The organism is Pedobacter heparinus (assembly GCF_032678725.1).
Classification (GTDB): Bacteria; Bacteroidota; Bacteroidia; order Sphingobacteriales; family Sphingobacteriaceae; genus Pedobacter; species Pedobacter heparinus_A.
Genome location: NZ_JAVTSC010000017.1, coordinates 51,561 through 69,256, shown reverse-complemented (window position 1 = coordinate 69,256; position 17,696 = coordinate 51,561). Strand labels below are relative to the sequence as shown.

Genomic DNA, 17,696 nt, shown 5'->3' with positions numbered 1-17,696 from the left:
TTATTGTAAATCAATTTGTACCAATAATCCTTTTCCTATCCTATTTCCCGCAGGGATAGACTGACTGATCACTTTTCCACTTCCCTTTACCTTTGCCTTTAAACCCGCGTTTCCTAAAAGATACAATGCATCTTTTAAGCCCATTCCATTCACATTTGGCATCACACCCTTTATCGTATTGTACGCCTCGTATGCTACTCCATTATTGGTATCTACCCCTCCGGATCTTGCCGCATACAGCGCTTTAACACCCAAAGCATTATAAACCCGTTTAACCGACTTACTTTCACCAGCCTTAGCTTCTGGATTGGTGGTATTGCCAACCAGACGCTCAGGAATATTGTTGTACATTTCCATATCACTTGCATAAATGCGATCGGCAATTTCCTTAAATACCGGTCCTGCCACCTGGGCACCGTAATACCCGTTTTTTGGTCCGTTTATAGACACAATAATGGAATACTTAGGCTTATCTGCCGGAAAGTAGCCGCAAAATGAAGCCTGATACACTTTTTTACCATAGCCCCTGTTTTCATCCGCAACCTGTGCCGTACCTGTTTTACCAGCCACCCTATATAAGGGCGAACCCATCAGTTTGCCGGTTCCTTTAGTTACTACAGATTCCAGCATAGCCTGCAACTTCTTAATGGTTCTTTCAGAGCAAATGCGATCAGCAATCACCCTGGCCTGGAATTGCTCAATAGGGCTGCCGAGCCGTCTGATTTCCCTTACAAAAATTGGTGCGATATATTTACCATCATTGGCTACGGCATTATAAAATGCCAGCATTTGCAATGGCGTAATCTGCATTTCATAGCCATAGGCCATTTGCGGTAAGGTCATATTTTTATTCCAGCTCTTGAACGAAGGGTTCTTGATTACCGGCTTGGTCTCTCCCGGGATCTGCAAGACAAGCCTCTCGTTCATGTGGATGTCGTACAAATGATCAGTAAACTGAGAAGGATTATCCTGATAATGGGTATTGACCAGTTTCGCAACAGCCGTATTTGCAGACTGCTCAAAAGCCTTCATTACCGTAACCGTACCTATTCCACCATGTGAGTCTTTTATGGTATGTCCCGGAATTCTGTAAGTTCCATCACCCGTGGCAACCATGGTATTGGTATCAATCTTTTTATCTTCCAGCAAAGCCATATAAGAAGCCAGTTTAAATGTAGATCCCGGATCCTGACTCCCGCCAATCGCATAATTAAACTTTTCTTCGTATACACCTTTGCTTACCCTTGTATAATTAGCTACAGCGCGAACTTCAGCCGATCCTACTTCCATCAGAATCACTGTTCCATGATCTGCATCACTTAGCTTCAACTGTTTTTCCAATGCACTTTGAACCAGGTCCTGCATGTTGATGTCAATGGTTGATATGATATCCGCACCCTCTTTTGGCGCTACCTCAGCTTCATCATTAACCGGCATCCAAACTCCTCCTGCAATCCGCTGAACCAGTCTTTTACCACTTTCGCCGTTAATGTATTCCTTATAGGCACCTTCCAGACCTACTCCATTGGCAACATTCTCATTCTTATAGCCAATAGTCCTTGCAGCGAGGAATTTGAAAGGTCTTATTCTTTTATTTTGCTGTATTGCGATCAACCCTCCGGTATATTTACCGATGTTATACAAAGGAAAAGTCCTTACCATTTTCAATTCCTGATAGCCAACCTTGCGTTTAATCAGCAGGTAACGCGCGCTATCCCTTCTCGCTGCACGCAGGTAACGGGAGTATTCTTTGGATGTTTTATCCTTAAAGAACTGCGATAATCTCAGCGCCAGGGAATCTACTTTTTCATCAAAAACATCTTTATCCTGTATTCCACCGGCAAACATGTCCATCCTCAACTCGTACTCAGGGATCGAAGTTGCCAGCAGGCTACCGTCTACAGAGTAAATATTACCCCGCGCAGCTTCAATGTTGATATACTTTGTAGAGAGACTATCGGCCATGGCACGCCACTTTTGTCCCTCCACAAATTGTACATCGCATAGTCTGACCAATACTGCCACGGCAAGCAGTACAATCAGCCCGAAAGCCAGATAAACACGCAATAATATGTTGTCTCTAATATTCATTACTGTTTATTACAATTTTTTTTGGTGGCTCTGTTAATTCTTTAATTCCCAGTGTATCCACTTTTTTTGCTACTTCAGTTAGTTTACTTTTAAACATCAGGTCAGCTTTGAGTGATTTATACTCCCAGCTCAACTCTTTCACTTCTTTATTTAACTTATCAATATTCCTTACATTTTTAACTGCCATATGACTGTTGGCGATATACAGCATGCACAAAACCGACAGAAAGATTAAAAATGGCAGCATCTCCGTAGCCGACTCTTTACTCACCACCCCTTCAGTAAACAACTTTCTGAAAAAAGCATTACTGTTTTCCGGCTCTTTTTTCTTCAGCCGGGGCTGTACCTCCACCTCTTCTTCCAGCTCCGGCTCCTCTTCTACCCTTGTCCTAAACTGGTTATTCATATCTTTTCCCCCACCCTTAACTTGGCACTTCTTGCCCTGCTGTTTCGTTCCAGCTCTGCAGCCTCGGCAACAATTGCTTTCCTGGTAACCGCTTTAAAGGGCTTTTGCTCATTTCCAAAAAAATCTTTATCTACTTCGCCCCTGAATTTCCCTTTAGCAATAAAATTCTTAACCGGCCTATCTTCCAGCGAATGGTAAGACATCACCACCAAACGCCCGCCAGGCTTAATCACATCCGCAGTCTGAGTAAGAAAACTCTCCAAAACCTCCATTTCCGCATTTACCTCAATGCGCAGCGCCTGAAAAACCTGCGCCATATACTTATGTTCTTTCCCCTTAGGTATATGAGCAGCCGCTACAGCTTTAAAGTCAGCCAAAGTAAGTACCGGACGATCAACCCTACCTGTGACGATTGCCCTGGCCAGTGATTTTGCATTTTTAACTTCACCGTATATCCCAAAAATTTTATGCAACTGCTCTTCAGCATAAGTATTCAGCACCTCCCCCGCAGTCAGCTTTCCCTGCTTATCCATACGCATATCCAATGCCGCATCAAACCGCGTAGAAAAACCCCGTTCGGGCTCATTAAACTGATGCGAAGAAACACCCAAATCAGCTAGTATACCGTCAACAGCTTTAATACCCAGCAAACGCAGGTTATTTTTAAGGAAAGCAAAATTCTGATCTACAAAATGGAAACGGGGATCCTCAATTTTATTTCTTTGGGCATCTGGGTCCTGATCAAAAGCAATCAGCACACCTTTAGCATCTAATTTTTTAAGTATTTCCCTGGAATGCCCACCGCCACCAAAAGTGACATCAACATACACCCCATCAGGTTTGATATTCAATCCCTCCAGACATTCTTTTAACAAGACAGGAACATGATAACTATTTTCCATCTTCCCCCCTGTTTTTATTTCCCATTACTTCCTGGGCGAGAAATGCAAAATTTTCAGGCTCCTTGTCAAACAACGCTTCGTAAGCTTTCTTCGACCAAACCTCAACTTTATCAAACTGACAAGCCAAAACCAGCTCATCACTGATTTCAATCCCTACAGATTCCAATAAAGACTTCGGCAAATTCACCCTTCCGGCAGCATCAAGCGTCAAAGACGTTGCGCCACGGGTAAAATATCTGATAAATTCTCTTGTTTTTGGCTCATACTGGTTCAACTTGCTCAACTCCTCCACCATGCCTTCCCATACCTTTTTAGGGTAAAGCACCAAATGCTTCTCAAAACCGCGGTTAACCACAAGTCCCTCAGCCTCAACATCAGGCAATTGTTTCTTCAGATTCGAAGGGACCATCAAGCGGCCTTTCGCATCCAATTTACAATCAAATTCTCCTAACAGCTGAACCATTTTTATATGTGCAATTTTATGTAGTGTAAAAATAGATATTTCTACCACTTTTTACCACATTCTACCACAAAAAATTATCAACATATTTTATAACCTGATTTTTCTGCCTCTACACCATCAAAAACGCAGAAAATTAGGTGGTAAACAAAAACAGGCGTCTCGTAAAAACGAAACGCCTGTCCTAAAATCATTCTTTTCGTTTAATCATTAATTGCCTTAACACCAGGCAACTCCTTACCTTCCATATATTCCAGCAAGGCCCCGCCACCGGTAGAAACATAACTTACTTTCTCTTCCAGGTTGAATTTTGCAATTGCAGCTGCCGAGTCGCCTCCACCAATTAAAGAAAAAGCACCGTTGTTTTGGGTTGCAGCCACTACTGCATCTGCAATTGCCCGCGTTCCCTTCTCAAAATTAGCCATCTCAAATACCCCCATCGGGCCATTCCATAATAATGTTTTAGAACCAGCGATCACATCCGCAAACAATTTAATTGTTTTGGGACCGATATCAAGCCCCATCCAGTCGGCTGGAATTTTGCCTGTATCAACCGTATCCTTACTGGCTTCGTTATCAAACTTATCCGCAATAACTGTATCCAGGGGCAAATATAAATGGACGCCTTTTGCCTTAGCTTTTTCCATCAGCTCCAGACACAAAGCCATTCTGTCCTCTTCCAGTAAGGAAGTTCCGATCTCCCCACCCTGAGCTTTAGCAAAAGTATAAGCCATTCCTCCTCCAATGATCAGGTTATCTACTTTTTCCAGCAGGCTTTCGATCAGCAGAATTTTGTCAGACACCTTAGCACCACCCATAATAGCGGTAAAAGGTTTATCAGCACCATGATTCACCTTTTCAGCATTTTTCAACTCTTCAGCCATCAGGTAACCAAAATATTTAGCTGAAGGGAAAAACTCAGCAACAATAGCAGTTGAAGCATGCGCACGGTGTGCGGTACCAAAGGCATCATTCACATATACGTTACCTAACTTTGAAAGTTTCTCAGCAAAATCACGGTCACCTTTTTCTTCTTCTTTGTAAAAGCGTAAGTTCTCTAATAATAAAACCTGTCCTGGCATTAAGTTCTTCGCTTTTTCCACCGCGTCAGGCCCGATACAATCATCAGCAAACTTCACTTCCAGATCCAGCATTCTCGAAAGGTCACCCAAAATGTGCTTTAAAGAATATTTGTCCTCCGGACCCCCCTTAGGCCTACCCAAATGAGACATTAAGATCACTGATCCGCCATCATTCAATATTTTATTAATGGTAGGCAAAGCTGCACGCATCCGTTTATCATCAGTAATGTTGAAGTCAGCATCAAGAGGAACATTAAAGTCTACCCTGATTAAAGCCTTCTTATCTTTGAAATTGTATTGATCTATTATTCTCATTTTAAATTTGTTTTGTACTAGTGGTTTGGTTACGTGCTTATTTAACAGATGTTTTTAATCATTTTAAAATGCGGGCCTATTCCTGGAACTTCAAATTCCTCCGAAATGGGTTTCAAAGCCCGGCTTTTTATAAAACTCAACAGCAACGCTTCGTGCATCGCACCAAATATAAGAAGCATTAGCAGATCTTAGCTCATTAATTGCAAATTTTCAATTCAGAACCATATCCCCCTGCCTGAAAAATCAGGGTCAGTAGCCATACCCCGCAGCTGCTGAGATGTACTTAACCATTGTTAGCCGCAATTTTTTCTACCAGATCAACCAAACGGGCGGAGTAACCAGCCTCATTGTCGTACCAGCCGACCACTTTCACCAGGTCGCCCACAATAGAGGTCAATTGTGCGTCAAAGATGCAGGAATGAGGATTATCCAGGATATCAACTGATACAATAGGATCTTCTGTATATTCTAAAATGGTTTGCATCTCCTCTCTTGATGCTTTTTTAAAAGCAGCATTAATCGCTTCCCGGGTCGTATCTGTTTTTAGGATACAGGTAAAATCAGTTAATGAACCATTTAAAACGGGAACCCTGATACCAGCGCCGCCCAGCTTTCCCTCCAGATGCGGAAAAATATTGGTAACGGCCTTTGCAGCACCTGTACTGGTTGGTATAATGGAAGCTGAAGCAGCTCGCGCCCTTCTTAAATCTTTATGCGGAGCATCATGCAGGTTCTGATCGCCTGTCATGGAATGTATCGTAGTGATGTAACCGTCCAAAATCCCCCAGTTATCGTCTAATATCTTAACCATTGGCGCAACGTTATTGGTCGTACAGGAAGCATTTGACAATACCGGGGTCGCCAGATCTATCTTGTCATCATTTACACCAAGCACAACCATCGGAACATCCTTGTCAGCAGATGGCGCCGATATCAGCACCTGCCTGGCTCCAGCCTTCAAATGAAGCGTCGCTCCGGTTCTGCTGGTAAACCTGCCTGTAGCTTCCAGTACCAGATCTATCCCAAGTTCCCCCCAGGGCAAATCTTCAGGATGGGTTTTACTATATACCAGAATTTTCTTCCCGTTAATGATCAACCCGTCCGCTTCATAAGAAACCTCGCCTTTAAAACCACGGTGAACCGTATCATATTTAAAAAGGTGCGCTAAAGTTGCCGGATCACCAAGGTCATTTATGGCAACCACATTGATGTTTTTTTCAATCGCAGTGCGTAAAAAAATACGCCCTATTCTTCCAAAACCATTAATTGCTAATTTCATTTTGCTCGTATAACTATCGGCGCAAAAGTACCTATATTCTTTAAGGTAATGGTAGTAAAAATGGTCATAATATTATCTGTTTATGCCGCTGGCGTACAAACGGTAAGAATCAGATTTTATCAACTTTTTTTGCCAGCTTTAATTTGTTTTGCTGTGCATTCAGACGGCTTTCAAGTCTTTTCTGCTTCTCCTCATCATAATCAACCGCTATACCAGGATTTTTGTCTATCCAGGCCTGATATTGCCTGGATTGAAAATCGGCATCAAAAACCTTGTCCTGCACTTCAAACCTCAGCACCTGTTCCGTAAAAGGTTGCAGAACCGAATCAACAGGTGTTTGCCAATCTTCCCATACATGCACAACAAGTAGTGATTTTCCATTTGGGATACCCGCTGAAACCACATCAAGATAATCAGATCTGTCTTCAGCACGAAGCGTTTCAGTAGCCGATCCGGCAATCATCCCCCCTGCTATACCTACAATAAATCCCAGGGGGCCTGCAAGCAAGCCAACCAATCCGCCCAGCAAACCTCCACTTACCATACCAGTTCCTTCCGATTTGTCTTTAGCTGATTTAATTGAGGTTTCGCCATCGCTATTTTTTGTCAACACATACGATTCACCCAAGGATATATCGTGCACCAAATCCAGCTGCTCCAAAGCTTGTAAACCTTTGTAGGCAGTTACTTCGTTATCAAATACGGCATGAATTATCTTTTCCATAACATCAGTTTATTCAGTGTAGAAATTAAGACAATTGAATGCCCACTTTAGTTTTGTATCAAATGACAAAATAGTTATACATTTGGGTTTCAGGATCAATTGCTATGTTCAACACCAATCAGCATCCCCCTTCTTCCATACGCTTCCTCATCCATTTCGCATGTCTGTTTTTTCTCTTCTATGGATTCAACCTAGGGTTTATTGGCCTTAGTACCCCTGGTGGATTATACCATCCATTTGCAGATCATCATTTAAATTACATCAAAGCCTGGCGAGAGCTATGCCTGTTTACAACAGCAAAAATACTGGAATTGACCGGGCATACCGTTTATACGACAGACATTAGCCTTAAGGTACAAGGTCATGCTGGGTTCAGACTCATCTATTCCTGTCTTGGTTATGGTGTAATGAGTTTCTTCGCCGCCTTTACACTGGCTTTTCCTAAATCATTACGTTCAAGAATTGTTTTCCTGGTTACAGGTCTAATTAGTATTCAACTTTTAAATACATTAAGATTTGTGCTGATTGCCTTATTTTACAAGCCCGGGCCAATGTGGTTCTTAGCAGATCATCACGATGTTTTCAATTTCGCCTTGTATCTCATACTTTTAACCATGATATATAGCTGGCTAAATTATTCAAACTTGCCTTCCTTGTTCAACAGCTGAAAGTACCTGTCCAGATTGGTACCTAAGGATTCCTCAAAAGCGGCTTTCAAATCAGCAGGTTGAGGATGCTTGCCAGTCCATAATTTAAAATAATGTTGAAAGGCGGCATCCAGTTTTTCTCTGCCGACAGCATTTTCCAGAATGTACAGCCATAACGCAGTTTTAAGGTAAGAAGCTGTACTGTATTCGTCTGAGGACTTGAATTTATCCGATGGCAGATCAATGGCTGACGGCATGGGTATGCCACTCAAGGCGCCATAAATCGCATTTAAAAATTTATCAACAGGCAAGGCCTGAACTTCTATCGGGATTCCGCTGCCAAAAATTGAATTGGACCTGTACTTTTCCGCCTCATACCTGAACTGAAAATAGGTATTCAGCCCTTCGTCCTGCCAGGCATGTTGTCTTTCATTACTGCCCAGCATACTCATAAACCAATTATGGCCTACCTCATGTGCTATCACAGCATCTAGGGATTCTTTTTTGGCATCCGGACTGGTGATCAATGTAATGGTAGGATACTCCATACCTCCACTGGAGTTATTTTTCGGCCCTTCCACCACCTGTACTACCGGATATTCATACTCGCCAATCCATTTGCTGTAACGTTTAACGGCATCTTTTGCATAATCAATGCTATAATTCCACAAAGTACTGTCCTTATTGTGATAATAGGTAAATGCATCAACCACTTTTCCGGAAGCCAGCCTTGCCGTATCATACTGGATCACAAAATCCTTATCGGCAAACCAGGCAAAATCCGGCACATTATTGATCTTGTAATTCAATTTTTTATACCCTTTGCTATTTTTAGCGGTATATAATACAGGCTTCCCCGTTCTGTTGGCCACATTCTTTGCACCCGTGCTTTTATAGGCCGCAAGTTCATCCGCGTTTTGCAACACACCGGTAGCCCCCACCACATATGCGGATGGAACGGTGATATTCACATTAAATGAGGCATAATCACTATAATACTCGCCCATATCCAGGTAAGGGAACTCATGCCAGCCATTTTTGTCAAAAACCGCTGGTTTGGGATACCATTGACAAACCATAAACTCTCCATCAGCGAAGCCCGAACGGGAGAAATACGAAGGCAGTTTCACTTTAAAATCAGTCGTGATCTTTACAGAATCTCCAGGTTTTAACGGAGAAGCCAGTTTTACCTTCATCACATCTATATATTTGGGATTCGGGTGCGCTTCCGTAACCGCCAGCTTTCCGTTCACTTTGAAATTTAACCCTTCTATGCTGCCAAAAGTATATTTATCTAATTTCCCCGCTCTCGCTGTATCATTCTTTAACTGCTCAAATAAAGCTGTGTTTTCATTTTTATAGGCATTTGGCCAGAGGTGGAACCAGATAAAATCCAGACTGGAAGGTGAATTATTTTTGTATACAATTGTTTCAAAACCTTTAAGCGATTTGTCCTGGTCATTTAAGGCAACATCAATCTGATAACTAACATGTTGCTGCCAGTACTTTTCCTGGGCAAAAACTATGGAACTAAAAAATATAAGTACAAGGGTTAGGTATTTCTTCATTACTGGATATTAAGTTTCGAAAGATAATAATTTATCATGGATCAAATTCATCTGATCAGCAAAAAACAAAAAAACCTATTCTGCCAAGCGGTGTTTTATTGAAGCAGTCATTTATATCTATTACTAAAAAAATAACCATGAAAGCTCCTAAAACAAAAACAGAAAAAGCAGAGACAACCGATCAAAAGAAACCAAAAGGCGCCGAACCTGAAAATGCAACCTCTGCAAAAGATGCAAAAAAAGTAAAAACAAAGAAATAATTAAGCAAGGGGAGGAGTTAACTCAAAAACTTTATCAGGTCATCAGGACTATAAAACAATTGTTTCTAAAAACTGTTTCAACATTAGGCTGGAAAATTTAGAACATCCATATAAAGATGCATACTCATGAAAAAACCAAAAACTAACCCGGAAAACGCTAACCTGATCAAAAAACATGACCACCCTGACGGGCTCGATAAATGGAATGACCGCCTGGATCATAACCTGGAAAATGAACATGAAGGTGATGAAACTGCTGACGAACAAGCCAGAGATTATTCGGACCAATATGGCAGTGGCGATCAATCTGATGAAACTAAAGGTGCTTAGTCTGCATCAGCAAACTCCCATGCACTCTGATAAGCATCAATACCAGCAGCATAAGTAATAAAATCGGCATAAAAAGGCAATCTTGAAAGTGTTGCGCTATCCCCTATGATGACCAGTTTTTTCCTGGCCCGGGTCATGGCCACATTCATACGGCGAATATCACTTAAAAAACCGATAACTCCTTCATTATTACTTCTGGTCATGCCAATATAGACAATATCGCGTTCCTGTCCCTGAAAACTATCTATGGTGTTCACTGAAATTTTAACAGCAAATTCCTGCAATACCGGATGACTGTCCAACAATTCCTTCAACACTTGAATTTGCTGTTTATAGGGCGAAATGATGGCTATGCTAGGGAAATCTGTAATCGAATACAGCGCCGTTAACTGAACAACCAATTGACTCAGGTGTTTCAGCAAAAAGACCGCCTCGTCAGGATTAAAAGTACTTGTTCCATCAATCTTTTCCTCAAAACTACATCCGGCAGTATCCACAAAAGCCAAAGGTGCATCTTCCGGAAACAGCAGGTGCCCGGCAACAGCAGGATGTGCTTTCAATCTGTTCTGATAAAATACGGCAGAGGAATAGTTCATGATCTTTTCATGCATCCGGTACTGCTCCTCCAGTAAAATAACAGCTTCAGGATGCAGAGCAACACACTTTTCCAGCAAGGTTTTATTCAGACCTGCTTTTGCAGCCTCGTTTGATTTAATAGTGGGGGCCAGCTGGCAATGATCCCCTGCAAGAACCAGCTTACTGGCTTTCAAAATAGGTATCCAGCATGCGGGTTCCAGCGCCTGACCAGCCTCGTCAATTACTACCGTATCAAACTTCCGGTCCTTTACCGTATAATGTACCGAACCTACCAGTGTTGCAGTAATAATTTGGGCCTTTTCAATCAGATCATTAATAATATACTCTTCTATAATGCCCACTTCTTTCATGATCTTGTGCGCTTCATCAAAAAGTGCTTTACGCTGCTCCTTTTCTGCCCTGCCAAAATTCCGTTTATACTTATGGGCCAGGTTTTTATATTCGGCAGCCTGTTTTTTTAAGCTCCGGACTTCTTTTATGCTGGCATGAGCTGCCATTTTACTATCCAGGGTTAAAGAAAACAGTTGCGCAGAAACCCTTGCCGGATTGCCAATGCGCAAAACATCCAGGCCCTCATCAGCTAATTTTTCGCTCAGCAGGTCAACCGCCGTATTGCTGGGCGCTACAACCAGTATTTGCTTACCCTTCTGCTTAATCAACGCTTTGATGGCTTGTACCAACGTGGTGGTTTTACCTGTTCCGGGTGGCCCGTGAACCACAGCCAGTTCATGAGCCGCAACAATATGATTTACCGCCAGTTGCTGAACCGCATTTAATTCAGGAATAGGATAAGGAAAAACATGCGGATTGAAACCAGGGATTTTCCTACCCAGAAGCACGCTCGTCAAGGCACTTTCCTCTCCTTTTGCTACCTGTCCGTCGGCTTTTTTAATCGCAGCTTGCATTTCATCATAAGTGTGATCATCAAACAGCACATCCACACCCAATTTTCCATTTTTTGCCCAATCGGGTAATTCATCTGTACGCAAGGTGAGTTTCAAACGACTGCCTCCCTGGTAAGCGATTACACCTTCTACCCTGTCGTGCTTTGGGTCGTGATTCGAAAACAATACCGCCGGCATCCCGAAGCGGAGCTGATGATTGACTTCCTGATGCGTGGTGCGTTCCAGCTCCACAGTCAGGTAATCGCTCCTGCTCATTTCTGTACCCCTTATTGCAATGGGATACCAGCTCAGGCCGTTTGCTCTCCGGTCGGCAACAGAGAGCGTTTCCATTTGTTTAATATAAGATTGCAGGTCCTCATCCCGCTCAATTTTAAGTGATTTCAGCTGATCCTTGAAATACTGCATGCGCGAACTTACGGATTATTGGCACAAACGATGACTTACGAACATTCGTCAACCAGGTATAAAATAGACTCATAATTTTTACCTACTGCATCGGACATTGCCATTTCACAGGTTTTAGCAGTAGAATAATAGCCTGAATAGCTTACCTGCTTCACTTCACCAGCTTCAGGAGCAGTAGCCGAAGCCGTAAGTTCAGGAAACAAAAAGCCTCTGTCACCCGCCATTCCACAGCAACCCACATGTAAAGGTACTTCCACTTTATCCGCAAAATGATCTGCAAGCCGGAACAGTTTGCCCTCAAGTCCCATTTTTTTCAACGTACACACCGGGTGCAAAACAATCCGGTCCTTTTTACTTACCGGGCTTAAGTTTGCCATTACATAATCGTGTAAATAATCTATGCTGTCAATAATGTTCAGCTGATCAAAGTATGCCTGATTATCTTCCGTAAGTGCAGTGCGGCAACTGTGTAAAGTATGTGTACAGGAACTCACATCCAGCACTACCGGCAATTTACCCTGGGCAGTCCATTTCCATAATTTCTTAACCGTTTCATTAACGGTATACACATAAGCATCGCTATATCCTTTAGAAGAAAACAGCTGTCCACAGCACATCCCCCCGATGTCATCAGGCACCAGCACCTTGATTCCTGCCTTGGCAGATACGCGCATAAAAGTTTCTGATACACCTTGTTTATCTTCCATTGCCCCACCCATCATCCGGTTGATGCAGGTAGGGAAATAAACCACAGAGCCATCCTGATCGCCCCGGATACTGCCCTTGGTAGCCTGCAGCTGATTGCTCCATAGCGGCATAGCAGGAATGATTTTTTTTAGCCCTCCGGTAATATTGTGCATGGTAGAAGCACCAAAAATGCGGTTCATTCCATCTCCAACCTTAACAGCCAGACCTACCGTAAAAGCAGTAGCCCCAAAATTTCTGGCTACCGTTAAAGCCAGCTTGTTGGCCGTAGCACTATGGCTTTCCCGTCTCAATCTTTTGACCAGGTCACCTGTATTAATATCTACCGGACAGGCCGTAGCACACAAACCATCTACTGCACAAGTATCCAGTCCGTCATATTGATATTCCTTAACCAGTTCATCAAAGGTGGTTTTATCCCCTTTTGCCTTTAATCCGGCAAGCTCTCTTCTCACCACAATCCTTTGCCTTGGCGTGAGCGTGATGTTACGGCTCGGACATTTATGTTCACAATACCCGCATTCTATACATTTGTCTACTTCCTGCTCTACCGAAGGCAGGGGTTTTAAATGAGTAATATGGGCCTTTTTGTTTTCATTGATGATCACCCCGGGATTCAGCAGATTTTGCGGATCGACCACCTGCTTCAGCGTTTTCATGATCTGGTATGCATCTGCACCCCATTCTGTTTCTATAAAAGGGGCCATGTTCCGGCCCGTTCCATGTTCTGCTTTTAATGTACCAGCATAAGTTTCCACCACCAGTTTCACCACATCCTGCATAAACAAATCATAACGCTCGATTTCGGCAGCAGTATGGAAGGCCTGGGTTACCACAAAGTGGATGTTTCCATCTTTGGCATGACCAAAGATAATAGCCTCATCATAGGCATATTTTTTAAACAATTGCTGCAGGTCGAGAATGGCATCCCCCAATTGTGCAACCGGAAAAGCAATGTCTTCCAAAATCACCGTGGTGCCACTGGCCCTAACTGCACCAACCGCGGGGAACATACCTTTACGCAGTTTCCAGTAAAAGGCTTGTTGCTGTACATCTTCTGTAAATAAAGGCGCTTCCAGCATAGATAAAACGCCGGCAGAAAGCAAAAAAACATTCGTCTTGGCATGCAGTTCTTCCAGGCTGTTTGCCTGGAATTCTACCAGCAGCGCAGCAGCTGCTTCCGGCAAAGTTTTCAACCTTTCCGGTACACCTTTCAGGCTGTCAATAGACCTCAATGAAGCCCGGTCCATCAGTTCAACAGCCTCGGCCCCTGCAACAGTTAAGGGGATAATGGCCTGGCACGCTGCAAAAATATCCGGAAAATATAAAAAAGCAGTGGTTTTGTAAGGATAATCAGGAACCGTTTCCATCACCGCTTCGGCAATGAAACCCAGTGTACCTTCCGCACCGATCAACAGGTGCGCAAAAACGTCCAGTGGATGCTCGTGATCAATAAAGGCATTCAGCGAATAGCCAACCGTGTTTTTGGTCAGGTATTTTTTACGGATCAGCTCATACAAGGCTGCATTACTTGTAATTTGGTCCTGCAAAGCCTTAATAGCAGTATAGATCCGGGTACATTCCTGTTCAAACCTGAGGTAATCATCACTTTTTTCTGTTGTAAACGTATTGCCATCAGGCAAAATGAAACGGATATGTCTGGTGGTATGGTAAGAGTTCAGTTTTACCCCGCAGCACATCCCGCTCGAATTATTGGAAAGGATGCCACCAATCATGGCCGCATCAATACTCGATGGATCGGGACCTATCTTCCGCCTGTATTTCTTTAAATAGGCATTTACCATGCTTCCTGTAATTCCAGGCTGTACCCTTACCAGTTCTCCCTCCAATTCAATCCCCATCTTATTCCAGTACTGGCTCAGGTCTATCAGGATCCCATCGGTAATCGCCTGGCCTGATAAGCTGGTACCACCAGTTCGGAAAGTTAAAGGAATCTGTTGCTGATGAGAGAACTTAAACAAGTCGATGATCTCGGATTCGGCTACAGGCTGAACCACCGCCTTTGGCCGCAAATAGTAAAAACCTGCATCAGATGCATAGGCAACCAGGTCTATCAAACGTACTTTTATTCTTTCTTCAGGTAAAATGTCTAGTAAAAGCTTCCCTATATCCATTTAAAACAACAATATTTAATCAGGCCTGCAGGCCTTTTTTCAGCATTATTAAATTCTAAACAAAGAAAACATTAAAAAACCATAATTCTGCGTATTATCTTATTGAATTTCGTTGAAATTTTATCATTTAAACCCAAATTACAGCATGGCAAACTACAGGACTTCACGGCTGTATTTATTCCTGTACTGAACCGGTGAAAGCCCGGTAACTTTTCTGAAAGTAGTACGAAAAGCCTTGGTATCCGTATACCCAACCTTATACATCACTTCATTCACGTTCTCTCTGGAAGTTTCCAGGCTCATTTTCGCTGCTTCTATCTTAACCCGCTGCATGTACTCGGCAATAGTATTAGCCGTTGCCTTTTTAAATCTCCGTTCCAGGTTGCGCCGTCCTACAGCAAGCATGAGCGCCAGCTGGTCTACTGTAATCCTTTCATGGAAATTCTTCTCAATATAGCTTTGTGCTAATCTTACTGGTTCGTCATCGTGTTCTTTCTGTCCTTCAAAAATAATAAAGGGTGATTGGCTACCCCTGTCGAATTCTATTTCCAATACCTTTGAACACAAAATGGCCATAGCCCTGCCAGCGTATTTCTCAACCAGGTATAGCATCAGGTTTAGGAAAGAGTAAGCACCCCCGCTCGAATAAATGCCATTCTCGTCCGTAATGATCTTATCTGCCACCAGGTTCACATCAGGAAACATTGTCCTGAAACTATTGGATGCCATCCAGTGTGTGGCACATTTCCTCCCTTTCAGCAAGCCTGTCGAAGCCAGCAAAAATGCCCCAACACATAAACTTGCCACTTCCGCCCCATCTTTATACTGCCTGGTAATCCAGGGCAAAAACTCCTGGTTCAGGGCCAGCGATTTCGTCATATCACCGCTAGGCGCAGGAATAATCACCAGATCAGTTTTATCCACCTCTGTCAGCAATGCGTGCGGTTTAACTGTAAACAAACCATCATACAATTCAGTCTCGGCATCAATGCCAACCAGCTGAATTTTAAACAAAGGGTGTTTACCCATACCAATCAAATATTCGTTGACATGGCTAAACACTTTATAGGGGCCAACAATACTGCTTAAAACAGCTTCCCCCCTGGGTACAAGAATCGAAATGTGCTTCATATCCAAAGTTAAAGTTTAATACTGTCGCAATCAACCCCTTATATCGCCGTATTCACACCCCGTTCCTTAACAATCATTATCGTTTAAAACAGAGCATTCATTCCATACCCGGCAAAAATTTCAAATAAAAATAAAAGCACCATGAAATGAACAAACTGAATAAGCCCTGCTGGGCCTGCTTTTATTAATTTCGTTACCATGTTTGGCCAAACATAGGCGTATCCTGAAAAGCCTTAGACGAGTAAGGATTGAAATCTAAAACATATTCCCTATTATGAAAAAATTAGAATTGAACAACCTTGGTGTTCAGGAAATGAACACAGCAGAAATGTCAAAAGTTGAAGGCGGCGGTTTATTGGATGGTCTGGGCTTACTAAATGGCTTGGGCTTAGGCAATTTAACCGGCGGTTTAACACCTGTAACCGGAGCAGTTAAAACCGTACTTAACGATACTTTCCTGTTCCTTACCAAACAATTAGGTACTGTTCTGGGCTTAGTTAACGGTCTGTAAGAATGAATCATAACCGTTATCCTGATCAGGGATAACGGTTACGTTTTATGAGCCAGCATATGTCCATACCTACCTACACCACAGCAAACATTTCCAATACCGCATTAGTTTACCGTTCCCGGATTAAAAGCTCAACCCAAATCATTTACCTGGTTACCGTTATTACCATTCTTCTTACCCTCGCAGCGCTGCCTTTTATAAAGGCATCCATCAGCGTAAAAAGTGCGGGGCTCCTGCAGTCAGCTATTGAAAAAACAGAACTTAGCGTACCTGCAAACGGCCGTCTGGTTAGCCTCAAGTTACAAGACAACCAAAAAGTTAAACAAGGCGAAACCCTTCTGATTATTGACGCAGCCCTGGCAAAACAACAAGGTGCCATCGTACAAAATCGCCAGGGCCAGTTATCGGCATTCCTGCAAGACATTCAGCTGCTACTCGTTTACCTCAACAGAAACGGATACAGTTATCCACCCCTGCAAACCGGACAATACACCGCTTCATGGCAGCAATTTGCCCAGGAGCTGGAAAGTGCCAGAATAGCAAAAACCCAGGCCGAAAATACCTTTAGCCGATACAACAGGCTTTTCCAGAATAAAGCCATTACCGAATCTGAATACGAGCGCTATAAGTTTGAGCAGCAGCAGGCCGAATCGGCTTTTAAAATGATCGTCAGTAAATACAAATCGCAATGGCAAACCGAAGCCAGCACCCTGCGCAACGAACTGCAGCAGCTAAGTGGCCAGCAAGTAGAGTTAAACGAACAAAAAAAACAGTATACCTTAAAAGCACCCATCGACGGATCTATCCAAAACCTGAGTGGCATAAAAGAAGGCGCTTATGTATTTGCCAATCAAAAAATAGGCGAAATCTCGCCAGACGGTGGTCTTACCGCATTTTGTTATGTTAAACCATCAGATATCGGCTTAATTAAAAAAGGGCAGGAAGTACGCTTCCAGGTCGATGCCTATAATTACAATCAATGGGGATTGGCCATCGGCAATGTCCTGGATATCTCCGACGACATCATTGTCATCAACAACGGCCAGCCTGTATTTAAGGTGAAATGTGGCCTCAATCAAAACTATCTCCTGTTAAAAAATGGGTATAAAGGGTACCTAAAAAAAGGAATGAGCTTTACCGCCCGCTTTACAGTAACCGAGCGCAGCTTATACCAATTGTTGTATGATAAGGTAGACGATTGGGTAAATCCCAACCTGGAAGGAAAGATATAAAGAGCGCATAA

16 protein-coding genes are annotated in these 17,696 nt (G+C 42.9%); 5 read left to right on the top strand and 11 right to left on the bottom strand.

The features are described 5' to 3' along the window. The 7 genes from R2Q85_RS21705 to R2Q85_RS21675 form a co-directional block, all read right to left on the bottom strand. On the bottom strand, window positions 1-2,091 hold the full coding sequence (locus tag R2Q85_RS21705) for a penicillin-binding protein (protein WP_316813903.1): 2,091 nt from the start codon (window positions 2,089-2,091) through the stop codon (window positions 1-3). Continuing rightward, window positions 2,081-2,497 (bottom strand): FtsL-like putative cell division protein, encoded by a 417-nt coding sequence (locus tag R2Q85_RS21700; protein WP_316813902.1) that lies wholly within the window; start codon window positions 2,495-2,497, stop codon window positions 2,081-2,083. Before R2Q85_RS21700 ends, R2Q85_RS21705 begins: the two co-directional genes overlap by 11 nt. Continuing rightward, window positions 2,494-3,399 carry a 16S rRNA (cytosine(1402)-N(4))-methyltransferase RsmH gene (gene rsmH, locus R2Q85_RS21695; protein WP_316813901.1) on the bottom strand — a complete coding sequence of 302 codons (906 nt, stop codon included), beginning with the start codon at window positions 3,397-3,399 and terminating at the stop codon, window positions 2,494-2,496. Before rsmH ends, R2Q85_RS21700 begins: the two co-directional genes overlap by 4 nt. Continuing rightward, window positions 3,389-3,862: a division/cell wall cluster transcriptional repressor MraZ gene (gene mraZ, locus R2Q85_RS21690; protein WP_316813900.1), complete on the bottom strand. Its 474-nt coding sequence runs from the start codon at window positions 3,860-3,862 to the stop codon at window positions 3,389-3,391. The genes rsmH and mraZ overlap by 11 nt, the downstream gene beginning before the upstream one ends. 200 nt (window positions 3,863-4,062) lie before the next feature. Next, complete coding sequence (locus R2Q85_RS21685) at window positions 4,063-5,256, bottom strand: phosphoglycerate kinase (RefSeq protein ID WP_316813899.1); 1,194 nt, start codon at window positions 5,254-5,256, stop codon at window positions 4,063-4,065. Window positions 5,257-5,539: 283 nt separating this feature from the next. After that, window positions 5,540-6,535, bottom strand: coding sequence for a type I glyceraldehyde-3-phosphate dehydrogenase (gene gap / locus R2Q85_RS21680; RefSeq protein ID WP_316813898.1), 996 nt, complete (start codon window positions 6,533-6,535; stop codon window positions 5,540-5,542). A 109-nt stretch (window positions 6,536-6,644) separates the two neighbouring features. Then, complete coding sequence (locus tag R2Q85_RS21675; RefSeq protein ID WP_316813897.1) at window positions 6,645-7,259, bottom strand: DUF1269 domain-containing protein; 615 nt, start codon at window positions 7,257-7,259, stop codon at window positions 6,645-6,647. A 104-nt stretch (window positions 7,260-7,363) separates the two neighbouring features. On the opposite strand from R2Q85_RS21675, the gene xrtY reads away from it, so the two are divergent. Beyond that, entirely contained in the window at window positions 7,364-7,927 is a 564-nt protein-coding gene (gene xrtY, locus R2Q85_RS21670; RefSeq protein ID WP_316813896.1) for an exosortase Y, read from the top strand. On the opposite strand, the gene R2Q85_RS21665 is transcribed toward xrtY, so the two are convergent. Beyond that, complete coding sequence (locus R2Q85_RS21665) at window positions 7,894-9,474, bottom strand: M1 family metallopeptidase (RefSeq protein WP_316813895.1); 1,581 nt, start codon at window positions 9,472-9,474, stop codon at window positions 7,894-7,896. The two genes, xrtY and R2Q85_RS21665, sit on opposite strands and share 34 nt — an antisense overlap. 98 nt (window positions 9,475-9,572) lie before the next feature. Here R2Q85_RS21665 and R2Q85_RS21660 point away from each other — a divergent pair, with 98 nt between their 5' ends. Continuing rightward, window positions 9,573-9,734 carry a hypothetical protein gene (locus R2Q85_RS21660; RefSeq protein WP_316813894.1) on the top strand — a complete coding sequence of 54 codons (162 nt, stop codon included), beginning with the start codon at window positions 9,573-9,575 and terminating at the stop codon, window positions 9,732-9,734. 126 nt (window positions 9,735-9,860) lie between these two features. Next, window positions 9,861-10,064 (top strand): hypothetical protein, encoded by a 204-nt coding sequence (locus R2Q85_RS21655; RefSeq protein WP_316813893.1) that lies wholly within the window; start codon window positions 9,861-9,863, stop codon window positions 10,062-10,064. On the opposite strand, the gene R2Q85_RS21650 is transcribed toward R2Q85_RS21655, so the two are convergent. The 3 genes from R2Q85_RS21650 to R2Q85_RS21640 all read right to left on the bottom strand — a co-directional run bounded on the left by R2Q85_RS21650 (window position 10,061) and on the right by R2Q85_RS21640 (window position 15,942). Beyond that, window positions 10,061-11,971 (bottom strand): AAA domain-containing protein, encoded by a 1,911-nt coding sequence (locus R2Q85_RS21650; RefSeq protein WP_316813892.1) that lies wholly within the window; start codon window positions 11,969-11,971, stop codon window positions 10,061-10,063. The genes R2Q85_RS21655 and R2Q85_RS21650 overlap by 4 nt on opposite strands. A 35-nt stretch (window positions 11,972-12,006) precedes the next feature. After that, on the bottom strand, window positions 12,007-14,811 hold the full coding sequence (locus R2Q85_RS21645; RefSeq protein ID WP_316813891.1) for an FAD-binding and (Fe-S)-binding domain-containing protein: 2,805 nt from the start codon (window positions 14,809-14,811) through the stop codon (window positions 12,007-12,009). Between the two features lie 153 nt (window positions 14,812-14,964). Beyond that, complete coding sequence (locus tag R2Q85_RS21640; protein ID WP_316813890.1) at window positions 14,965-15,942, bottom strand: GlxA family transcriptional regulator; 978 nt, start codon at window positions 15,940-15,942, stop codon at window positions 14,965-14,967. A 274-nt stretch (window positions 15,943-16,216) separates the two neighbouring features. Here R2Q85_RS21640 and R2Q85_RS21635 point away from each other — a divergent pair, with 274 nt between their 5' ends. Further along, window positions 16,217-16,453, top strand: coding sequence for a hypothetical protein (locus R2Q85_RS21635; RefSeq protein WP_316813889.1), 237 nt, complete (start codon window positions 16,217-16,219; stop codon window positions 16,451-16,453). A gap of 47 nt (window positions 16,454-16,500) precedes the next feature. Then, window positions 16,501-17,685, top strand: a complete 1,185-nt coding sequence (locus R2Q85_RS21630) for an HlyD family secretion protein (protein ID WP_316813888.1) — start codon at window positions 16,501-16,503, stop codon at window positions 17,683-17,685. Window positions 17,686-17,696 lie beyond the last annotated feature (11 nt).